At 36.8% G+C, this 17898-nt stretch carries 13 protein-coding genes; 4 read left to right on the top strand and 9 right to left on the bottom strand.

Features of this window, described 5'->3' with window-relative positions; translation table 11 throughout:
• Positions 1 to 122 precede the first annotated feature (122 nt).
• A complete protein-coding gene (locus tag IGQ45_02370; protein ID MBF2056070.1) occupies positions 123 to 1157 on the bottom strand; it encodes a ribonucleotide-diphosphate reductase subunit beta in 1035 nt (344 codons plus the stop codon).
• Positions 1158 to 1748: 591 nt separating this feature from the next.
• Here IGQ45_02370 and aroC point away from each other — a divergent pair.
• Positions 1749 to 2837 (top strand): chorismate synthase, encoded by a 1089-nt coding sequence (gene aroC, locus IGQ45_02365; GenBank protein ID MBF2056069.1) that lies wholly within the window; start codon positions 1749 to 1751, stop codon positions 2835 to 2837.
• Between the two features lie 229 nt (positions 2838 to 3066).
• Here the strand turns inward: aroC and pyrR are convergent, their stop codons facing one another.
• The 5 genes from pyrR to folD all read right to left on the bottom strand — a co-directional run bounded on the left by pyrR (position 3067) and on the right by folD (position 8202).
• Positions 3067 to 3618, bottom strand: a complete 552-nt coding sequence (pyrR, locus tag IGQ45_02360) for a bifunctional pyr operon transcriptional regulator/uracil phosphoribosyltransferase PyrR (protein MBF2056068.1) — start codon at positions 3616 to 3618, stop codon at positions 3067 to 3069.
• Positions 3619 to 3812: 194 nt separating this feature from the next.
• Positions 3813 to 4547 carry a serine/threonine-protein phosphatase gene (locus tag IGQ45_02355; protein ID MBF2056067.1) on the bottom strand — a complete coding sequence of 245 codons (735 nt, stop codon included), beginning with the start codon at positions 4545 to 4547 and terminating at the stop codon, positions 3813 to 3815.
• A gap of 273 nt (positions 4548 to 4820) precedes the next feature.
• Positions 4821 to 6578 (bottom strand): AarF/ABC1/UbiB kinase family protein, encoded by a 1758-nt coding sequence (locus tag IGQ45_02350; protein ID MBF2056066.1) that lies wholly within the window; start codon positions 6576 to 6578, stop codon positions 4821 to 4823.
• Positions 6579 to 6832: 254 nt separating this feature from the next.
• On the bottom strand, positions 6833 to 7156 hold the full coding sequence (locus IGQ45_02345) for a hypothetical protein (GenBank protein ID MBF2056065.1): 324 nt from the start codon (positions 7154 to 7156) through the stop codon (positions 6833 to 6835).
• Between the two features lie 176 nt (positions 7157 to 7332).
• On the bottom strand, positions 7333 to 8202 hold the full coding sequence (gene folD, locus IGQ45_02340) for a bifunctional methylenetetrahydrofolate dehydrogenase/methenyltetrahydrofolate cyclohydrolase FolD (GenBank protein MBF2056064.1): 870 nt from the start codon (positions 8200 to 8202) through the stop codon (positions 7333 to 7335).
• 86 nt (positions 8203 to 8288) lie between these two features.
• On the opposite strand from folD, the gene IGQ45_02335 reads away from it, so the two are divergent.
• On the top strand, positions 8289 to 8648 hold the full coding sequence (locus IGQ45_02335; GenBank protein ID MBF2056063.1) for a hypothetical protein: 360 nt from the start codon (positions 8289 to 8291) through the stop codon (positions 8646 to 8648).
• 206 nt (positions 8649 to 8854) lie between these two features.
• On the opposite strand, the gene IGQ45_02330 is transcribed toward IGQ45_02335, so the two are convergent.
• The 3 genes from IGQ45_02330 to sufS form a co-directional block, all read right to left on the bottom strand.
• Positions 8855 to 10960, bottom strand: a complete 2106-nt coding sequence (locus IGQ45_02330) for a recombinase family protein (protein ID MBF2056062.1) — start codon at positions 10958 to 10960, stop codon at positions 8855 to 8857.
• A 284-nt stretch (positions 10961 to 11244) separates the two neighbouring features.
• A complete protein-coding gene (locus tag IGQ45_02325) occupies positions 11245 to 12012 on the bottom strand; it encodes a trypsin-like peptidase domain-containing protein (protein ID MBF2056061.1) in 768 nt (255 codons plus the stop codon).
• Positions 12013 to 12126: 114 nt separating this feature from the next.
• Positions 12127 to 13386: a SufS family cysteine desulfurase gene (gene sufS / locus IGQ45_02320; protein MBF2056060.1), complete on the bottom strand. Its 1260-nt coding sequence runs from the start codon at positions 13384 to 13386 to the stop codon at positions 12127 to 12129.
• Positions 13387 to 13567: 181 nt separating this feature from the next.
• Between sufS and IGQ45_02315 the strand changes: the two genes are divergently transcribed.
• Positions 13568 to 13882, top strand: a complete 315-nt coding sequence (locus tag IGQ45_02315) for a transcriptional regulator (GenBank protein ID MBF2056059.1) — start codon at positions 13568 to 13570, stop codon at positions 13880 to 13882.
• 181 nt (positions 13883 to 14063) lie between these two features.
• The coding region (locus IGQ45_02310; protein MBF2056058.1) for a hypothetical protein at positions 14064 to 17898 on the top strand (3835 nt) is incomplete at its 3' end.

Below are 17898 nucleotides of genomic sequence, written 5' to 3'. Positions count from 1 at the left end.
GTTTGATCCTAGCGATATATATATTGAAATTGTTTAGTTTTCAGTTTTTTATTTATTAAAAATTGCCTAAAAAATCGATTTACGCAAGGGGTTTAAACCCCTTGTTAAAGCAATAAAAAAAATTAAATTTCTTCCCAACCGGTAACGCCCGAAGACATCATATAGCTGGTGACACTAGCCTCAAAAAAATTAGCCTTTGTACTTCCTTCTTTCTTGGTATCAGAAAATTTCTCTAAATGAGTGTAAGGACTTTTGCTATATTGAGGATCAGGATAAAGAGCATCTAAACCAATAGCTCTCAAACGGATATTAGCTAAATACTTAGTATAACGCTCCGTGCTAGATTCAGTAATACCAAGAATATTATTACCGACAATGTGATTTGTCCAACGGCATTCATGTTTTACTGCCGTGTCAAACATTTCGTAAATTTGATCTAATGAATAGTTAAAAGTATTCATGGCTTCAGGGATTAACCTTTGATACAAGCGCACGTGACTTAATTCATCACGGTTAATCATTTTAAAAATATCAGCGCTACCCGGCATTAACATTCTAGCTGCTAAATTGTAAAAGAAAATAAAGCCATTGTAGAAGTATAAACCTTCTAATAAATAATCACTTAAAAGAGCGATAAAATAATTTTCTGGAGTAGGATTATCGATATATTTTTGATAATATCCAGCAATAAATTCACACCTTTGAGCTAATACTTTATCCGTGCGCCAAAATTCATAAACTTGATCTCTTTTATCTCTAGGAATAATAGTTTCAATCATGTATTGATAGGCGTGATTGTGCATCCCTTCTTGGGAAATTTGCTCTGCCATGCACAAACTAATTTCGGGTGCTGTAATGGAGCTTTTTAGGTGAGGAATATTACAAGTTTGCACCGAATCAAGGAAGGTCAAATAAGACAAAATCCCTTCAAAAGCGCGTCTTTCTTCGGGGGTTAAATTCCAATAATCAGTCACATCTTGGGTGATGTCTAATTTTTGCGGAATCCAAAAATTTTCGCGCATTTGTTGATATAGTCCAATAGCCCAAGAGTAGCGCACGTCGTTGAGTTGCATGAGATTGGTGGTATTGCCAAACCACACGGTGCGATTTTCGATGCGATCATCCCCTTCCGGATTGAAAATCGGGGTTAAGGGCATTCTTGTGGTGGAATTTGGTACTGTTGCTACCATGAAATGATTATGTATTAAGTGATAATTACGATTATTTTAAGAATTGTAACATAATTTAGCACTTTCAGTCATTATAAATTGTTTTTTGAGTAATTTTTTATGATTTACTTTAAGTAATATTTAAAATAAATTTATTATTTTAATTTAAATAAATATTTATCTTTTATTGGATTATTGTAGGTATTTACAATTAAAATAATTTAGATTGCAAATGTAGTTAACATTTTAAACATTATTTAATACCAAAAGGTGTAAAATCAAGTCTGGATAATTAGGGTCTGCTGAATAAATCGAAACCCTTGCTAAAAAAAGGTTTTAAGCAGAATAAAACCTGTAAAAAGTGCCAAAAATAATCTTTTTTCTCCAAAAAATCTATATTTCTAGTATGGGAATCACAAATCATTGATATAAAATAGCAACTTATGGAAAATGATTATTATGGCAAACTCTTTGATTTATAAGCATTTCACCGCGACACCGCGACACCCGAAACCTGACACCTTCCCTCACCTCTCCCCTAAGTATTATAAAATAAGAAATTATTTAATTATTGAGTAAATGAGTAGTATATTTGGGGAATTATTTAGAATATCAACTTTTGGGGAATCCCATGGGGGTGGGGTAGGAGTTATCATCGATGGTTGCCCCCCACAAATTGAGATCAGCGCCCTCCACATCCAGCGAGAATTGGATCGCCGTAAACCGGGACAGAGCAAAATTACTACCCCTCGTCAGGAGTCAGATATATGTGAAATTATCTCTGGGGTATTTGAAGGGAAAACCCTCGGCACTCCCATCGCTATCTTAGTGCGTAATAAAGACGCTAGATCCCAGGATTATGATGAAATGGCGGTGAAATATCGTCCTTCCCATGCTGATGCCACCTATGACGCTAAATATGGTATCCGTAACTGGCAAGGGGGAGGGCGCTCCTCCGCCCGAGAAACCATCGGTAGAGTGGCGGCGGGCGCTATTGCTAAGAAAATATTACAACAAGTGGCAGGGGTAGAAATTGTCGCCTATGTCAAAAAAATTAAAGACATTGAAGCAGTGGTTAACACCGATACCGTCACCCTTGAAGAAGTAGAAAGTAATATCGTGCGCTGTCCTGACACTAAAACCGCCGAAAAAATGATCGAATTAATCGATAATATTCGTCGTGAAAAAGACTCCTTGGGAGGCATAGTGGAATGTGTAGTGCGTAACGTGCCGAAAGGACTTGGTGAGCCTGTTTTCGATAAATTAGAAGCAGATTTGGCTAAAGCGATTATGTCTTTACCTGCGACCAAAGGCTTTGAAATTGGTTCTGGTTTTGCTGGTACTGTTTTAACCGGTAGTGAGCATAATGACGAATTTTATCTTGATGAATTAGGTAATCCACGCACGAAAACTAATCGCTCCGGAGGCATTCAAGGAGGCATCTCCAACGGTGAAAATATTGTGGTGAGGGGCGCTTTTAAACCCACTGCTACCATCGGCAAAGAGCAAAAAACCGTCAGTAAGGAAGGAGAAGAAACCATCTTGGCAGCAAAAGGGCGCCATGATCCATGTGTGTTGCCGCGCGCCGTGCCAATGGTAGAGGCGATGGTGGCGTTGGTATTATGCGATCATCTTCTCCGTCATCATGCCCAATGTAAGTTAATTTAAAAATTGACAATTATGAGGTTGATCATCTCACCGCAGTATCTACCATTTAATATTAAGTCTGTTAGATCAATTACTGATTAATAATATCATCATCTTAGTTCAATTTATTGAACGAGACACTGTTAGCCGTGTAATTCATTACACGGTGGGTAAAGTGCGAAGAGAGAATTTATTTGTAACAGATTATCCGAACTTGATCTAATTCATTACACGGTAGAGCTTAATATTATCAGCAATCAACAGCGCCCTTCTTGCTCAACTCTACGGCATCCTTCCCATCGACAGTTTTTAAATAAACTTTAACCTGTTCATCTTTAGAAGTAGGTAAAACTTTACCCACAAAATCAGGATGAATAGGTAACTGACGATGACCACGATCTACCAAAGCCAATAGTTTGACTATTTCCGGGCGCCCGTATTCCGACACAGCATTTAACGCCGCACGAATGGTGCGACCACTATAAATCACATCATCCACCAAAATAACCGTTTTCCCCGTTAAATCTACTGGTATTTCTGTTCTTTCTGGAGTGCGTACCTTAATGCGATCTAGATCATCTCGATAGAGAGTAATATCCAGCGCCCCCACCACCACAGGAGTTTGTTCAATGACCTTAATTTGATTCGCCAAATAATGAGCCAAAGGTACTCCCCTAGTGTGAATACCCAATAAAACCACTTGGGATAAATCCGGCGCTTCCTCTACCACCTGAGACGCTAACCGGTTGATCGTGCGTCGTATCTCTTCAGGGGACAAAATTTCAACGGTGGGTATTGCCATAATTATCTCAACTAGGGGTTGATGAAAAAGTATTTTAGTGAAAGTAGGAAAGAGGGAAAAGTTTAAAATGCTGATTAATCAAAGACTTTAGCAAGAAACTAACGAAAATGGGTTGAATAAGGGTTAAGATATAATTGTCAATTATCCATTATCCATTGTCAATTTGCCCTCACGACACTACTTTTCAGCACAGCCTAACTATCCAGTACGTTGACTAAAACCACCGTAACATTATCAGAACCGCCATTATTTTTCGCTTCCGTCACCAATTTATCTGCCACCTTTTCTAAATCATCACCATCAGACAATAATTGAGAAATCATCGGATCGGCTACTTCCTCTGTCAAGCCGTCACTACAGAGCAGAAAACGGTCTCCCAAAGTGACATCATCAATTTTATGAATATCAATACCATCAAACAAATCTCTTCTACCCAAACACTGAGATAAAACATGGCGCCAAGGATGATGTTTAGCATCCTCAAGACTAATTTCCCCTGCTCTAATTGCCTGACCAATCCAAGTATGATCTAAAGTAACTTGTATCAAATTGCCATCATGTAAGCGGTAAAGACGAGAATCGCCAATGTGCGCACGCCAAGTTTCACCTTGACGGAAGATAATCACCACTACAGTAGTTCCCATGTCCGCTCTTTCAGGATGCTGATTTTGGTCTTCGAGGATAGCTTCATTAGCCTGAAATACTGCTTTTTCGAGTAGATCGTAAGATTCAAGAGGCGAATCCCAGTTATCCTGTAAATAATCTTTAATTACTTCAATGGTAATCTTACTGGCTTGTTCCCCACCAGTATGACCTCCCATACCGTCCGCTAAGACGAAAAATCTACCGTCTGTATCGATGTAATAGTTATCTTGATTGTAAGACCTTACCAGTCCGGGATCACTTAAACCAGCGAATGCACATTTCATAGAGTTAATAACCTTGATTGGGATGAAATACTGACCACCTGAAGGAAGCCGGGGTGAGCTAATAACCCCACCTTTATATCTTAAATCTGTCTAGTCAGGCAACTTAATGTTGAATTTTTCAATTATTTTTCAGTATAGGTTATTTTCTCACAACTTGATCAGTTATTTTTTATTATTTGGTAAGCAATGAATTAGGAATTATAAGTTATTATCTCCCCTGCCTCCCCTTCGCCCTTTCCCCCTCTGCTTCCCGTTTCCCCCAACTCCCCAACCTTAAAACTTGCGATCAGACTTGGCAATCTGTCTCAGCGCCCTCCCCAAAGCAATAGCAGGTAAAATCGCTAATAAACCAAAACCCAGCGCCCCCCACCATAACCCATTCACTACTAAAATAGTGCTAGAGAGTATTAATGTACTGGTCATCATGGTGTAATTAGTCGCCATTTGAGTGGAACTGATACGCCGTAAGAGTCTTTCGGATTCGAGAGAACGAACTCTGAGGCGAATATCACCCCGATCTAACTTGTCGATGGTATCATCAATGCGACGGGGCAAACTAAAAGCCGTATTACTCACCTGCATAGCCTGACGACTCAATTCATCAATGATAGATTTGCCCGTATCTCCGTTAAATTCATTCATAACTTTTAAGGCAAAGGGTTGCGCTACCTCCATAAAATTAAATTCTGGGTCTAATCCTTTACCTACCCCTTCCAGAGTAGAAAATGCTCTCATCACAAAAGTGAAGGTAGCAGGAAAACGGAAGGGTTGATCGTAGGCAATCTCATATAAGTCCTCACTAATTTGACTGATGGATTGTTCCTCAAAGGGTTTATCCATGAAATTATCCAACATGAACTGTACAGAGCGCCGAACGGGTCCCGGGTCGTCGAGGGGCGCTAATGCCCCTAAATCCACCAAAGAAGCCACCACACGATCAGCATTTTTCTCTGTCACACCAAAGAGCATTTCTAGTAATTTCTCTTTAATATTGCTTTGCAGTTGCCCCATCATGCCAAAATCGTAGAAAATGAGTGACCCATCTACATCTACAGCTAAATTACCCGGGTGAGGATCGGCATGGAAAAAGCCATCATTGAGTAACTGATGTAAATAGGCTTTAGCCCCCAACCTAGCCAACTCTTTGCGGTTTAATCCTGCTGCCTCTATGGCTTCATAGTTGCTAATTTTGATGCCCGGCATATACTCTAAAGTTAACACCTTAGGGGAACTGTAGCGCCAATAAATCCTCGGTACTTTAACCCAGCTTTCCCCACGGAAGTTACGGCGAAAAGTATCAGCGCTTGTGCCTTCAAGAATATAATCGGTTTCTTGCCACAAAATGCGACAACATTCCTCATAAATTCCCAACCAGTCTCGATTTTTCCCCCATTTCGGATGATTTTGGAAATAACGGGCAATTTGTTTGAGAATAGCTAAATCAATGGTAAATAATTTCGGCAGCCCCGGACGCTGAATTTTAACCACCACTTCTTCCCCTGAAGTCAGTTGTGCTTTATGAACTTGCCCTAAACTAGCGGCGGCGAGGGGAGTAGGATCGAAACTCAAGAATAATTTATTTAATGGTTTATTAAAATCTTTTTCAATAATTGCGGTAACTTGTTCGTAGCTAAATGCCGGTACTCGATCTTGTAACTTTGATAATTCATTGACATATTCCGCCGGAAATATGTCGGCACGGGTAGAGAATAGTTGCCCTACTTTGATAAATGTTGGTCCTAATTCCAACAAATTTTCTCTAATCCATTGGGCTTGAATACGGCGACGGGCGCTGAATTTTTCATCGCTAAAGCCACCGCCATAAGTCCATTTTTTGCTATTGCGCCATAATTTGAACAGTAAGGTTAAAACAAATGTCCAAATATCGAGACGACGACGAAAGGGCGAGTAATTGTCGCTATTCCATTTATAGATTTTTTTCCCCGCTTCGGGTTTGCTGCGAGGGGAGGAGTTAGAAAACTCAGGGGAGGATTCTAAGTATTGACGGGCGCTGGGATATACTGATGACACTTTATATTATGTATATTTATATTTCTTTTATTAAAACAAAAACAACTTTCAATAAGTTAAGTTTGCATTGAAATTGTTAGGTGAGGGTAACTAAAAGACAGCAACCAACAGTTAAACTTTTCAGTCATTTTTAAGACTTCGGACAAAAAGTAAGTTAAATGTGTCTTAGTTTAGCAACCTTAATCATCGCTTTTTAAATTTGAAGTCAAAAGGCTTTTAAACAAACTAATTCTTGGTTTAATGTTTGTCTGGGATTATTTTTGACGATATTTATTTAATTCTGCTTTCAGTCTAGCAATTTCTGCTCTCAGTTCGTCTAATAGCTCTTGTAAATCCACACTACTATCCACTTCTACGGTAATAGTCGTATTGGTATCAGTGTTATTCTCAGCTTGATGTTTGGCAATTTCTGCTTTTAATTTGACTTCTTCAGCAAATAGTCTTAATCTTTCTCTAGTTTCGGCATCAAATTGACCTAAGTCACTGAGAATATTAGTTAGGGTGTCTTCGGCTTTGGCGCTTAAAACTTCTGCTAAGGCTTTACCAAAAAAAAATGCTTCTGTTACTGGGTTACTCATATTGCAATATTTCTTAACGCTTTTGTTACAAATTATATCTTTATTTCTCCATAACAGATCGGGAAGAAGGAAAAAAGAAGATAACGAATTATGAATTATGAATTATGAATTATGAATTATGAATTATAAATTATGAATTATGAAATAATAATTTCCTTTGCCCCTTGCCCTTTTGATCAATTGTCCATTGAGCTTAAATAACTTTCGTAGGTGTTTTGTAATAACATAGCTACCGTCATGGGACCAACACCGCCGGGGACTGGGGTAAGATAAGAAGCAATGTTTTTCACTGTATCATAAGCCACATCACCGACTAATTTTGATTTGCCACCAGCGCCCTCCACCCGATTAATACCGACATCAATTACGACAGTGCCCTCCGCCACCATTTCCGCCGTAATCATTTCAGCTTTACCCACCGCAGCCACTAAAATATCTGCTTCCCTCGTCACTTCTGCTAAATTGGGAGTGCGAGAATGGGCGATGGTAACGGTAGCATTTTCCGCTAATAACATCAACGCAAGGGGTTTACCTACTAAAATACTGCGCCCCACCACTACGGCTTTTTTCCCTGCGATGGGTAAATTATACTCTTGGAGAATTGCCATTACTCCGGCGGGGGTGCAACTTCTTAACCCTTTTTCACCGCGCACTAACTTACCTAAATTTACTGGGTGTAAACCATCTGCGTCTTTTTCTGGTTTAATTTTCAACAATAATCCTACCGAGTCGAGGGGCGCTGGTAACGGTAATTGTACCAAAATTCCATCCACTCGCTCATCTTCATTAAGTTCCTCAATTACCCTTTCTAACTCCTCTTGGCTGGTATCGTGGGGAAAATGACGACTAAAAGACACCATCCCCACTTTTTGACAGGATTTCTCCTTATTTCGCACATAAACAGCACTAGCTGGATTATCACCCACCATCAACACAGCCAAACCCGGCGCCCTTCGCCCTTGTGCCACTTGCTGGGCAATATTTTGGGCTAACTGAGTTTGTATTTTTTGGGCTAAACCTTTACCGTCTAAAATTTGACCTGTCATAATTACTAAAACAAAATTGAGCTAAGATAAAACATGAACTTGTGAAGATTATAGGCTGAAAATCGTTACTCAAATAATTAATTTTTATGTATAAAATCGGGCGCTGGTGGTATTTATCAACTTTTATCGCTTTTATTTTCCTGATTATTTCTGGCTGTAACCGCTTTATTAACATCGGTTGGGCTGAATCAGATTTCACCCCCATAGAAGAAATTATTTCTTCAGAAGAAAAAACCATTAAAATTCAAGGTATTGTTACCGAATCAGTACCACTATTAAATCGTATTGCCTATCAAATTAAAGATAATACTGGTAGCATTTGGGTGTTAACTAATGAGGTTTTTAATATAGGTCAAGAAGTAACAGTAAAAAGTATCTTAAAATCAGAAGAAATTATTATTGATGGTCAAGATTTTAGCTCAATATACCTCGAAACGTTCCAATAATTAGGGGTTGGTGAAAAAATGGAATCGTTGAGGTAATGGATAATTGACAATTATGAGGTTTATTTTAATCTCATATCTTCGGATTTATAAATGATCGCGCAGCGGCAGCCTTCGGCTGATCAAGCAGACTTAATATAACTCCAGAGAATCAGTTAAAACAAAACTTTGCGCCTTTGCGCCTTTGCGTGACACCCTGTCATAACCATTTAACTTTGCACCATAAACCGATCTAACATAAGACTTTCAGCCACAGTAGGGAGAATTTGAGTAAGAGGAAAAAGCGCCCCTCCCTGCTCATTTCCACCCACATCTAAATCACTATGACAGAGAAATAACTTATCTGTGGTGTGTGCCAGTAAATCATGGATAACGCCACTTAAACGGACATTTTCAGGGTTATCTTGAGTAATTAAAGGCTTACCATGGCAACCCCTTAAAAATAACTGATAACCCCATAACTCCGTAGCGCCCCCCTTTTCCCACAATTTTGAACCAGCATCAAACCAAAATTGCCACCGATGACTAAGATTCGCCACCCGATACTGATAAATAGTAGCAAGGATAACCCCACGCTCTTTGGTGCGAGAGATAAAATAATCACGAGGATAAGGATTAGTAGTGACAGTGCCTTTGCGCATAAATACAATCCAATCTTGCATGGAATCATCATCGGTTTTGTGGGGAAAATCATACTCCTTTAATTTTTGTTGCACCACAAAAAAGGCGCGCGCCGTTTCCCGTAATTTCTTCAAACTAGCATAATCAGCGTAATCCAGCGCCCTCACCTCTGCAAAAAACCGCTCGGTGATTAAATCAATCACCGCCAAAGGTGATAAACCCGCCGTTTTAGTGTCATTAATCCAATCTCGAATCTCATTATACGCCATAAAACTATCATAGTTCATTCGTTCTCCCTTGCTGAGATACTCAATGGGCAATAACTGCGGTGACTCTATATCAACAAGATAACAATATTCAGCTAATAAACCGGCTCGAACGGGATCGATACCCCAGCGCCCTCCCTCTTTTTGAGAAAGTAGGGTTAACATTTCTGCTACTCCCTCCCGTTCAATTAAGCGCCCACAGCCCCGATAAATCAACCCCAACAGGTTCAAAACACTACGGACGAGGGGGGAGACGATCAACGGGCGCTGTTCTTTCAGTGGCTCGATAGGGATGTTTGCTTGATGAAGAAAATAGAGGAATTGAAAACGGGCAATTTCATCTAAACCGGGTGCAATAATGGCAATTTCTTCGGGTTTGATGTGATTATTTTTGACTTGATTAATAATAAAATTGGCGGTATCTTCGATTAATTGCGCCCTTGTTTTGGTTTTGATACTATAAACTTTTTCTTGAAAATCTATGGGATTAAATTCTTGATTAATGACAATATTATAAAAATCATCGGCTAAATTTACTGCCAAGTTATCACTGGCAAAACTGGCTAATGTTTCGACCTGACAAGCATCTCTAATACTTAGTAAATAATCAGGATCAGCATTTAATCCTAGCCTTACTTTTCCTTGATAATTATAAGTAAATACACTATAAATATTTTTGTCAATAAACAATTTAAATAAATCTCCTAAAAGGGCAGGAAAGTTATCTAAGTTATCCGCAAAAATACTATGATAACGATTAATTAAACTGTCTTGATAGGTTAAATTTGATAATAAATATTGTCCGTAAAGTTGATAAGTAATACCATAAGTTAAAAAGCCCCTTTCTAAGCACCAATGCCACCATTGAGAAAGGATATTATCAACAATTTTAACCATTTTTTCGTTATTTTCCTTATCAAATGGGTCTAATAATTGTGATTTTTCTAGGTAATTTTTAATATTTTGTATTGGCATTCTAGCCATTCCAGCTAAAGGTAATAAATCTAAAATATGGCTAATTGCTCTACTTTCTCCCCCCCATAAATTTAATATTTCAGGAGTGAATTGTGCTTGGGCGAAGGGCGCTGATAACTCCCTTTCCAGAGGAGTGCTTAAACGAAAAGGAAAAAAAGGTTTAACTTTTAATTGTTCTAAAATTAAGGGAAAAAAAAGCTCTACTTCTTGGAGAATAAAAGCCGAAGGAGTGTAAATTTCAATAGCAGGAAAAAGATTTTGTGTTTTACTAAAAATTGCTTTCTCTAAAACATCTTTATCTTCTTGATTAGGAGAAAAAATTAAAGGTTTTTGTAAATTGTGAAAATTAGTTTTTTTTGTTGTCAACTTAGCTAAATAATCCACTAAACGAGTGGTTTTACCAGCACAACTATTTCCCTCAATCCAAATTGGTTTCTGCTTTTTTTTCGCCATGAGATACTTTATGTAAGTTTTAGTTTTATTCCAGTATTTTAACAGATCAGAAATGCTTAATTAACCTGAGTTCGAGATAAAATTTCCGATGCTGTAAAGGTGTCAGGTATCGGGTGTTAGGTATCAGGTTAAAGAATTGACAAACAACATATCTTAATTGATTTTTTATATTCAATTGTTTGACAGAATTATATAATCGTCTGAAAATTACACCTGAAACCTGTAACCTGAAGCCTGAAACCTACTCACCTTAGAACCTTTGCCCTTTTTACTTCCCATTTTTTCTATTTATTAATTAAATTTTCATCCATAAAATTACTAATTAATTGAGTATTTATCCCCCAACTTAATTCACTCATTTGTTGCCAAGAATAATTACTAATTGCTTCGCCATTTTGATAAATATAAGGATTACCTAAAGCAGGATATTTTCCTAAACCATTTATGCCGACTAATTCTCCTTGACTATTTAAAATAGCGCCCCCACTCATACCATTTAAAACATCATTGGTATAACCAAATTGATAACCACCATTCATGGCTTTATCTAAAATCATCGTAACTTTCCCCACTGTTTGTGTTACTGTTTCTGCTTGTTTTTCTCCCTCTTCAAAAGGAAATCCTGCACTTAAAACTAAATCATTTTCTTTTATTTTGATTTTATTATTTATTTTAATCGTTTGATAATTTTCATTACTATTAAATTTTAGTAAGGCTAAATCATTAATAATAGAATTTTGATTATTTTGAGCGATAATTTCAACAGAATAAATTTTATTTTTATGAGTTTTTATTTTATATTGCTCATTTTCTTCAGCAATAACATGATTATTCGTTATGATATAATAGTTATTGTTTTCCTTCCCAATTAAAACTCCTGAGCCTCCTATTATTTGATTATTTGCGAAAATTTTTACGGTAATTTTTTCAGCAATAGTAGCTATTTCTGATTGTAATAAATAATTTTTTAATTGACTTATTGATTGACTTTGATACCACCAATATCCCCCTACCGTTGCTAAAATGCTACCAATGGTTAACATCGATAGCATAATTATTCTTAGAGACTTTTTTTTGTCAATTTTCATTAATATATGGAATAGGGAATAAGTTTTTAATATTTAATTTTACTAATTATCCATTATCCATTGTCAATTATCAATTAACTACATCATTTCTTGAAAAAAACTAATAGTTTCTTTGAGTGCATCAATAAAAAGATCAATTTCTTCCGTAGTATTGTAAAAGTATAAACTGGCACGGGCGCTACCAGAAATGTTAAGATAACGATGCAATGGTTGAGTGCAATGATGACCAGACCTAATGGCAATACCTTCATTATCAAGTAAAGTGGCTAAATCACTGGCATGAATACCATCTACATTAAAAGCCGCTAAACACGCCCTTCCTTTGCCTTCTGGGGTGGGTTGAGTGCCATAAATGCGCAAATTAGGAATTTCTTTTAATCTTTTAAACAAATAAGCAGTTAATTCTTCTTCATAGTGGTGGATATTTTCCATACCGATACTGTTAAGATAGTCGATAGCTGCGCCCATGGCAATAGCTTCACCGATGGCAGGAGTACCAGCTTCAAACTTATGGGGTAATTCACCACAAGTGAAATGATCTAAATATACCTCACCAATCATCTCTCCGCCACCTAAAAAAGGCGACATCCCCAATAACAACTCCTCTTTACCATATAAAAAGCCGATGCCTGTTGTCGCGCACATCTTGTGACCTGAACCTACTAGCCAATCGCAGTCCATTTGTTGTACATTAATAGGTAAATGGGGCAAACTCTGACAAGCATCAATTAAAACTTTAGCGCCCTTCCCGTGTGCTAGATTGATAATATCTTCCACGGGATTGATGCAACCGAGGGTATTGGAAACATGAGCTACCGATACCAATTTGGTTTTATCATTGAGTAGCTGTTGGTATTGCTGAAAATCGAAACTTTCATCGGCTGTTAACTCCACATAACGAATGACAGCGCCCGTCTTCTCAGCGATAATTTGCCACGGTACCATATTACTATGATGCTCCATCACTGTCAAAATAATCTCATCTCCTTGTGTAAGGTTATCTAAACCCCAGCTATAGGCAACAATATTGATGGCTTCACTGGCATTGCGAGTATAAACAATTTCATTGCGACTACGCGCGTTAATAAATGTAGCGATTTTATCCCTAGCGCCTTCATAAGCATCTGTCGCCCTTCCACTGAGGCTGTGGGCGCCACGATGCACATTGGCGTTATCATGCTGATAATAATGAGTGAGTGCCTCGATTACTGCTAATGGTTTTTGGGAGGTGGCGGCGCTATCGAAATAAATTAATGGTTTGCCGTTAATTTCTTGGTCTAAAATGGGAAAGTCTTTTCTAATTTCTCTGGCAATACTTCTCGGCGCGGTGATAGTCATAAGTTATGTTTGCAAGTACCATACAATTATTTATCTTTATTCTACCGTAAATTTTTCTAGACTTTTTCTCTCGCAAAGGCGCAGAGGCGCTAAGGATATTTTAAGTTATATAATTTTGTTATTATGTGGGGGAGATAAAGATACTCAAAAAAAGATATTTTATTAGCAAGGGAGTATTGGTATGACTACCGAAATCGCTAACATGACTAAATGTGATCTTTGGCTTGACTCTTTGATAGAATCTTTGGCAGATTCGGAATATGCTGCTGAATATTTAACTACTATATTAGAAAATGACCCTGAAGGTGATCAGATTTTAATGACTACTTTATCTGATATTATTCAAGCACGAAAAAACAATAATTGTTTATCTCAATCGGCTGATGAATATTATCAAAAACTTGAGGAAGTTTTAACGAAAAATGAAGAAAAATCCATTTATTTATTTCTAAAGTTATTGAAGGCTTTAAATTTTAAAATTATCGCAGTAAACTGAAATAGGTCATGATGGAATTTTTGTGATTAACTCCTATCAAGTAATTAATATTATTCATTCTATAGCACTCCTCAATAATTTGTAGCAGATCAATTATTATCAAAAAATATTGAAAGTATTACCCTGTTGCCTATTACTTTTTTCACTAACTTAATTGCCATAACTTATTTAGTATTGTTATATGACTAATAACTCTGATAATAACCCAGCGCCCTCCACCCAGCGCCCTTCCTCTCTCAAATTATTAATCTATTTATTACTTTTAATTTCGGCGGGAAGTTTGAGTTATGGTTGGTATTTTTTAACGCAAAAATTAGTCCCTTTAATTGAATCTCCTGTTAGTAATTTTTTAAATAGAGATGTTGATTTAGGTGATGTTAAAGCAGTTGGTTTCAATTCTATTAAAATTGGCAAAAGTAGCATTAACAGTGATAAGAATAATTTAGATTATGTAACAACCGATGAAGTTGAAATTAGTGTCAATCCTTTGCAATTATTAAATAGAAAAATAGAATTAACTATTAATTTAATTGATGCTAATGGTTATTTAGAAAAAGATTTAGAGAATCAATGGGTAGAGTTGAATCTTAGTCGAGGGGAAAGAAAACCTTTCTATGGCTTTAACTTTGCCGTAGATAAAATAACAGTTAATCAAGGTTATTTAACATTAGAAAATCAAGTCAAAGATGAAGAATTACCCTTACTATTAAAAATAGATCAAGGGATAATAACATTCAACAGTAATCAAAATAAATATAACTTTTTTGCCCAAAGTTCAACAGGGGGAAAAATACAATTTGAAGCCTTACAGAATAATCAAGAAAATAAATGGTTGTTAGACATAAAAGGCAAGGAATTATTAACAGATGAAATTTATTATTTTGTGGATTTACCTATTGATGCAGAAGCTGGAAAAGTTAACGGTGATATTCAACTGGTTTTTGAAAATTCTCTTCTTGAAAATTACAATGGCAACCTTGATGTAAGTGCCGTTAATGTTAATATTCCTAATCTTCCTCAACCTCTTACTAATAGTAACGGTAAAATTATTTTGCGTAATCGTGCCGTTGAAATTGAGAAAGTTAATACTAATTTAGGGGAAATTAATGGGGATGTGACGGGGATAATTGACGACACAAATCAACTTAATTTACAGGTTAACACCGATAGTGTTGCCGTGGGGAGGGCGCTGGAATCCCTTAACCTTCCCCCCCTTCCTTTTGCCGTGACAGGAGAAATTATCGGCAACCTTGACATTAAAGGTAGTTTAACACAACCAGAAATTATCACCAATATCAGCGCCCTCCGCCCTATCAATTTTCTTAATACGGATTTTACAGAAAGTCAAGCAAATTTTACAATTATTAATAATGATTTGATGTTGGAAAATTTCACCTTGAAAACCAAAGCAGGGGGAGAGATAAAGGGAGAGGGGGAAGTTAGTTTGGCGAAAGAAGAAACAGATTTTGCCGTGACAGGAGAGGTAACGGGGATTGATTTAAGGAAATTTACTGAAAATTTGACAACAAGCGCCCTCCCCCTTAGTTTAAAATTAGTGAGAGGAGAATATAAGGTAACAGGATTTTGGCAAAATTTCTCAGCGACACAATGGCAAGGAAAAGGAGAAGTTAATCTTAACGGCGGTAGGGTAATAGTTAATGATTTGGCTTACAACCAAAATAATTATCAAGGGGATTTACAACTCATTGATATTCCTTTGGATACCATTAATATTTGTGAAACGGTGGAATGCGCTGACGGTAAATTGCAGGGAGATTTACAGTTAACGGGAGATAGTCAAAATATTTCTTTGTCGGGAGATATTAATGTCAACGGCGCTAGTAATTTCAATGGCGCGAGGATAATAGTTAATGATTTCACTTACAACCAAAATAATTATCAAGGGGATTTACAACTCATTGATATTCCTTTGGATACCATTAATATTTGTGAAACGGTGGAATGCGCTGACGGTAAATTGCAGGGAGATTTACAGTTAACGGGAGACAGTAATAATATTTCTTTGGCAGGGATTGATTTAACAGGAAATTTTAGTTTTCCCCTCGCTGATACGATTATTAATTTAAACAACACTCAATTAACACAAGGGGAATGGCAAACCGAGTTAAACGCCGTTAATCTCGACTTGGGTAGTTTAGGGGAGAGTATTGATAATTTTAACTTTCCTTTGCAGACAGGAAAATTTGACACGAATTTGACAGTAAGAGGGAATATTAATAATTTTTCTGCGGTGGAAGTAAACGGAGAAGGAAAAGTTAATCTTCCTGAAGGGATGTTAACAGTAGAGAGAATTTCCCTTGATAGAAATAATAACTTTAGCAGTGACATCAGCGCCCTTCACCTTAACCTTGACAATTGGGGTGATTTAGGCAAAACATCAGGAAAAGTTACTGTCACGGGTAACTTAAATAATTTCTCGGTGGATACGATTGATGTGGCAGGTAATTTGACATTTGAAAAAGGGATTAATGTAATTAAGCAACCAGTTAACGCTGACTTTGTTTTAAATGACGGCAAAATTTTTGTAAAAAAAGCCACCAGTGAGGATATATCAGCGCGAGGGGTAATTAATTATGACTTTGACGAGGGAAGTATTCAGGATTGGGATTTATTTATCACTGCTTCTGGTATTGATGTAGAAACTTTACCGTTACCGAATAGTTTGCAAGGCATTGACTATCAAGGGAAATTGAATGTAGAAGGAAATTTAACAGGCAATCTTCAGCAACCACTATTTAAAGGAGATGTTACTGTCAATAAATTTAGTTTGGGAGATTTAGCTTTTAATAATTTGGGAGGGAATGTCTCTGTAGAGAGTTTAGATGCCATTAGATTTTCTCTTTTCGATGTTACTAATAAGAATAATCGATTAACTGGGGTGATGGGCGCCGGATTTTTACCGCAGGAATTTAATTTACAAGTTGACGGCGCGGAAATTACTGGGGTTAATCGTCAAGATACCTTAGCTATCAATATCAGTAATTTTTCCGTCACTCCTTTAACAAAATCCTTACTTCCCTTTCTCACTGACAATGAGTATGTTAATTATCTTGATGGGAAATTATCGGCAGATATTAACGTCAATTTAGCTAACTTTGATTTTGTGACTAATAATGTAGTTATTGCTAAGGCGCAGATTAATAATTTTATCAGTGATAAGTTAACCGCGCAGGTGGTGAAAAAAGACGACAAAATTTTGATTGACACTGGTGAGTTAGTCAAAGGAGAGAATAAATATAATTTTCAAGCCACTATTTTACCTTTTGGTGATAATCCAGAAATAGAAGCCGAGATGATGGTTAGTAATGGGGATATACAAACATTGTTGACGGGCGCTGGTATTTATAATATTAATGATATATTCCAAGATTCTCCCTCTCTTCGTCTTTGTCAGGCAAAAGATTTATATTCTACTCAAGCTGACTGTCTTTCTGGTAATCCTTCACCTTTAGCTGTTGTTTTTCCTGACACTAACTTATCTACTGATAACTTAACTAATTCTATCGGTAATCAAAATAATCTCTTGTTATCTTTTTCTGAAAACATCTCCATAGATAAGGAAAGGGAAAATCTTTCATCATCACCAGTAGTAAGTCAAGATGAAAATAATCTGTTTTTAGTCAAGGAAGGAAGCGAATCATTATCTAACAACCAAAATATTTCTATAGATAAGGAAAGAGAAAACTTATCTTCCTTACCCGTGACAAGTAAAGCAGATGAATTGACAGAAAATCAAACTAATCTTTCTTTAGCAAGGGAAGGAAGCGAATTATTATCTGATAACCAAAATATTTCTATAGATAAGGAAAGAGAAAACTTATCTTCCTTACCCGTGACAAGTAAAGCAGATGAATTGACAGAAAATCAAACTAATCTTTCTTTAGCAAGGGAAGGAAGCGAATTATTATCTGATAACCAAAATATTTCTATAGATAAGGAAAAAGAAAACTTATCTTCCTTACCCGTGACAAGTAAAGCAGATGAATTAACAGAAA

The sequence above is a fragment of the Cyanobacterium sp. T60_A2020_053 genome (assembly GCA_015272165.1).
In the GTDB taxonomy this organism is placed as follows: domain Bacteria; phylum Cyanobacteriota; class Cyanobacteriia; order Cyanobacteriales; family Cyanobacteriaceae; genus Cyanobacterium.
Note: the sequence above shows the minus strand (reverse complement) of the source record. Positions and strands in the feature narration are given on the sequence as shown.

Bases quoted from the DNA above. Each gene is read 5' to 3' on its own strand.
- IGQ45_02370 (MBF2056070.1), bottom strand. From the start codon at position 1,157: ATGCCCTTAACCCCGATTTTCAATCCGGAAGGGGATGATCGCATCGAA.
- aroC (MBF2056069.1), top strand. From the start codon at position 1,749: ATGAGTAGTATATTTGGGGAATTATTTAGAATATCAACTTTTGGGGAA.
- pyrR (MBF2056068.1), bottom strand. From the start codon at position 3,618: ATGGCAATACCCACCGTTGAAATTTTGTCCCCTGAAGAGATACGACGC.
- IGQ45_02355 (MBF2056067.1), bottom strand. From the start codon at position 4,547: ATGAAATGTGCATTCGCTGGTTTAAGTGATCCCGGACTGGTAAGGTCT.
- IGQ45_02345 (MBF2056065.1), bottom strand. From the start codon at position 7,156: ATGAGTAACCCAGTAACAGAAGCATTTTTTTTTGGTAAAGCCTTAGCA.
- folD (MBF2056064.1), bottom strand. From the start codon at position 8,202: ATGACAGGTCAAATTTTAGACGGTAAAGGTTTAGCCCAAAAAATACAA.
- IGQ45_02335 (MBF2056063.1), top strand. From the start codon at position 8,289: ATGTATAAAATCGGGCGCTGGTGGTATTTATCAACTTTTATCGCTTTT.
- IGQ45_02330 (MBF2056062.1), bottom strand. From the start codon at position 10,960: ATGGCGAAAAAAAAGCAGAAACCAATTTGGATTGAGGGAAATAGTTGT.
- IGQ45_02325 (MBF2056061.1), bottom strand. From the start codon at position 12,012: ATGCTATCGATGTTAACCATTGGTAGCATTTTAGCAACGGTAGGGGGA.
- sufS (MBF2056060.1), bottom strand. From the start codon at position 13,386: ATGACTATCACCGCGCCGAGAAGTATTGCCAGAGAAATTAGAAAAGAC.
- IGQ45_02315 (MBF2056059.1), top strand. From the start codon at position 13,568: ATGACTACCGAAATCGCTAACATGACTAAATGTGATCTTTGGCTTGAC.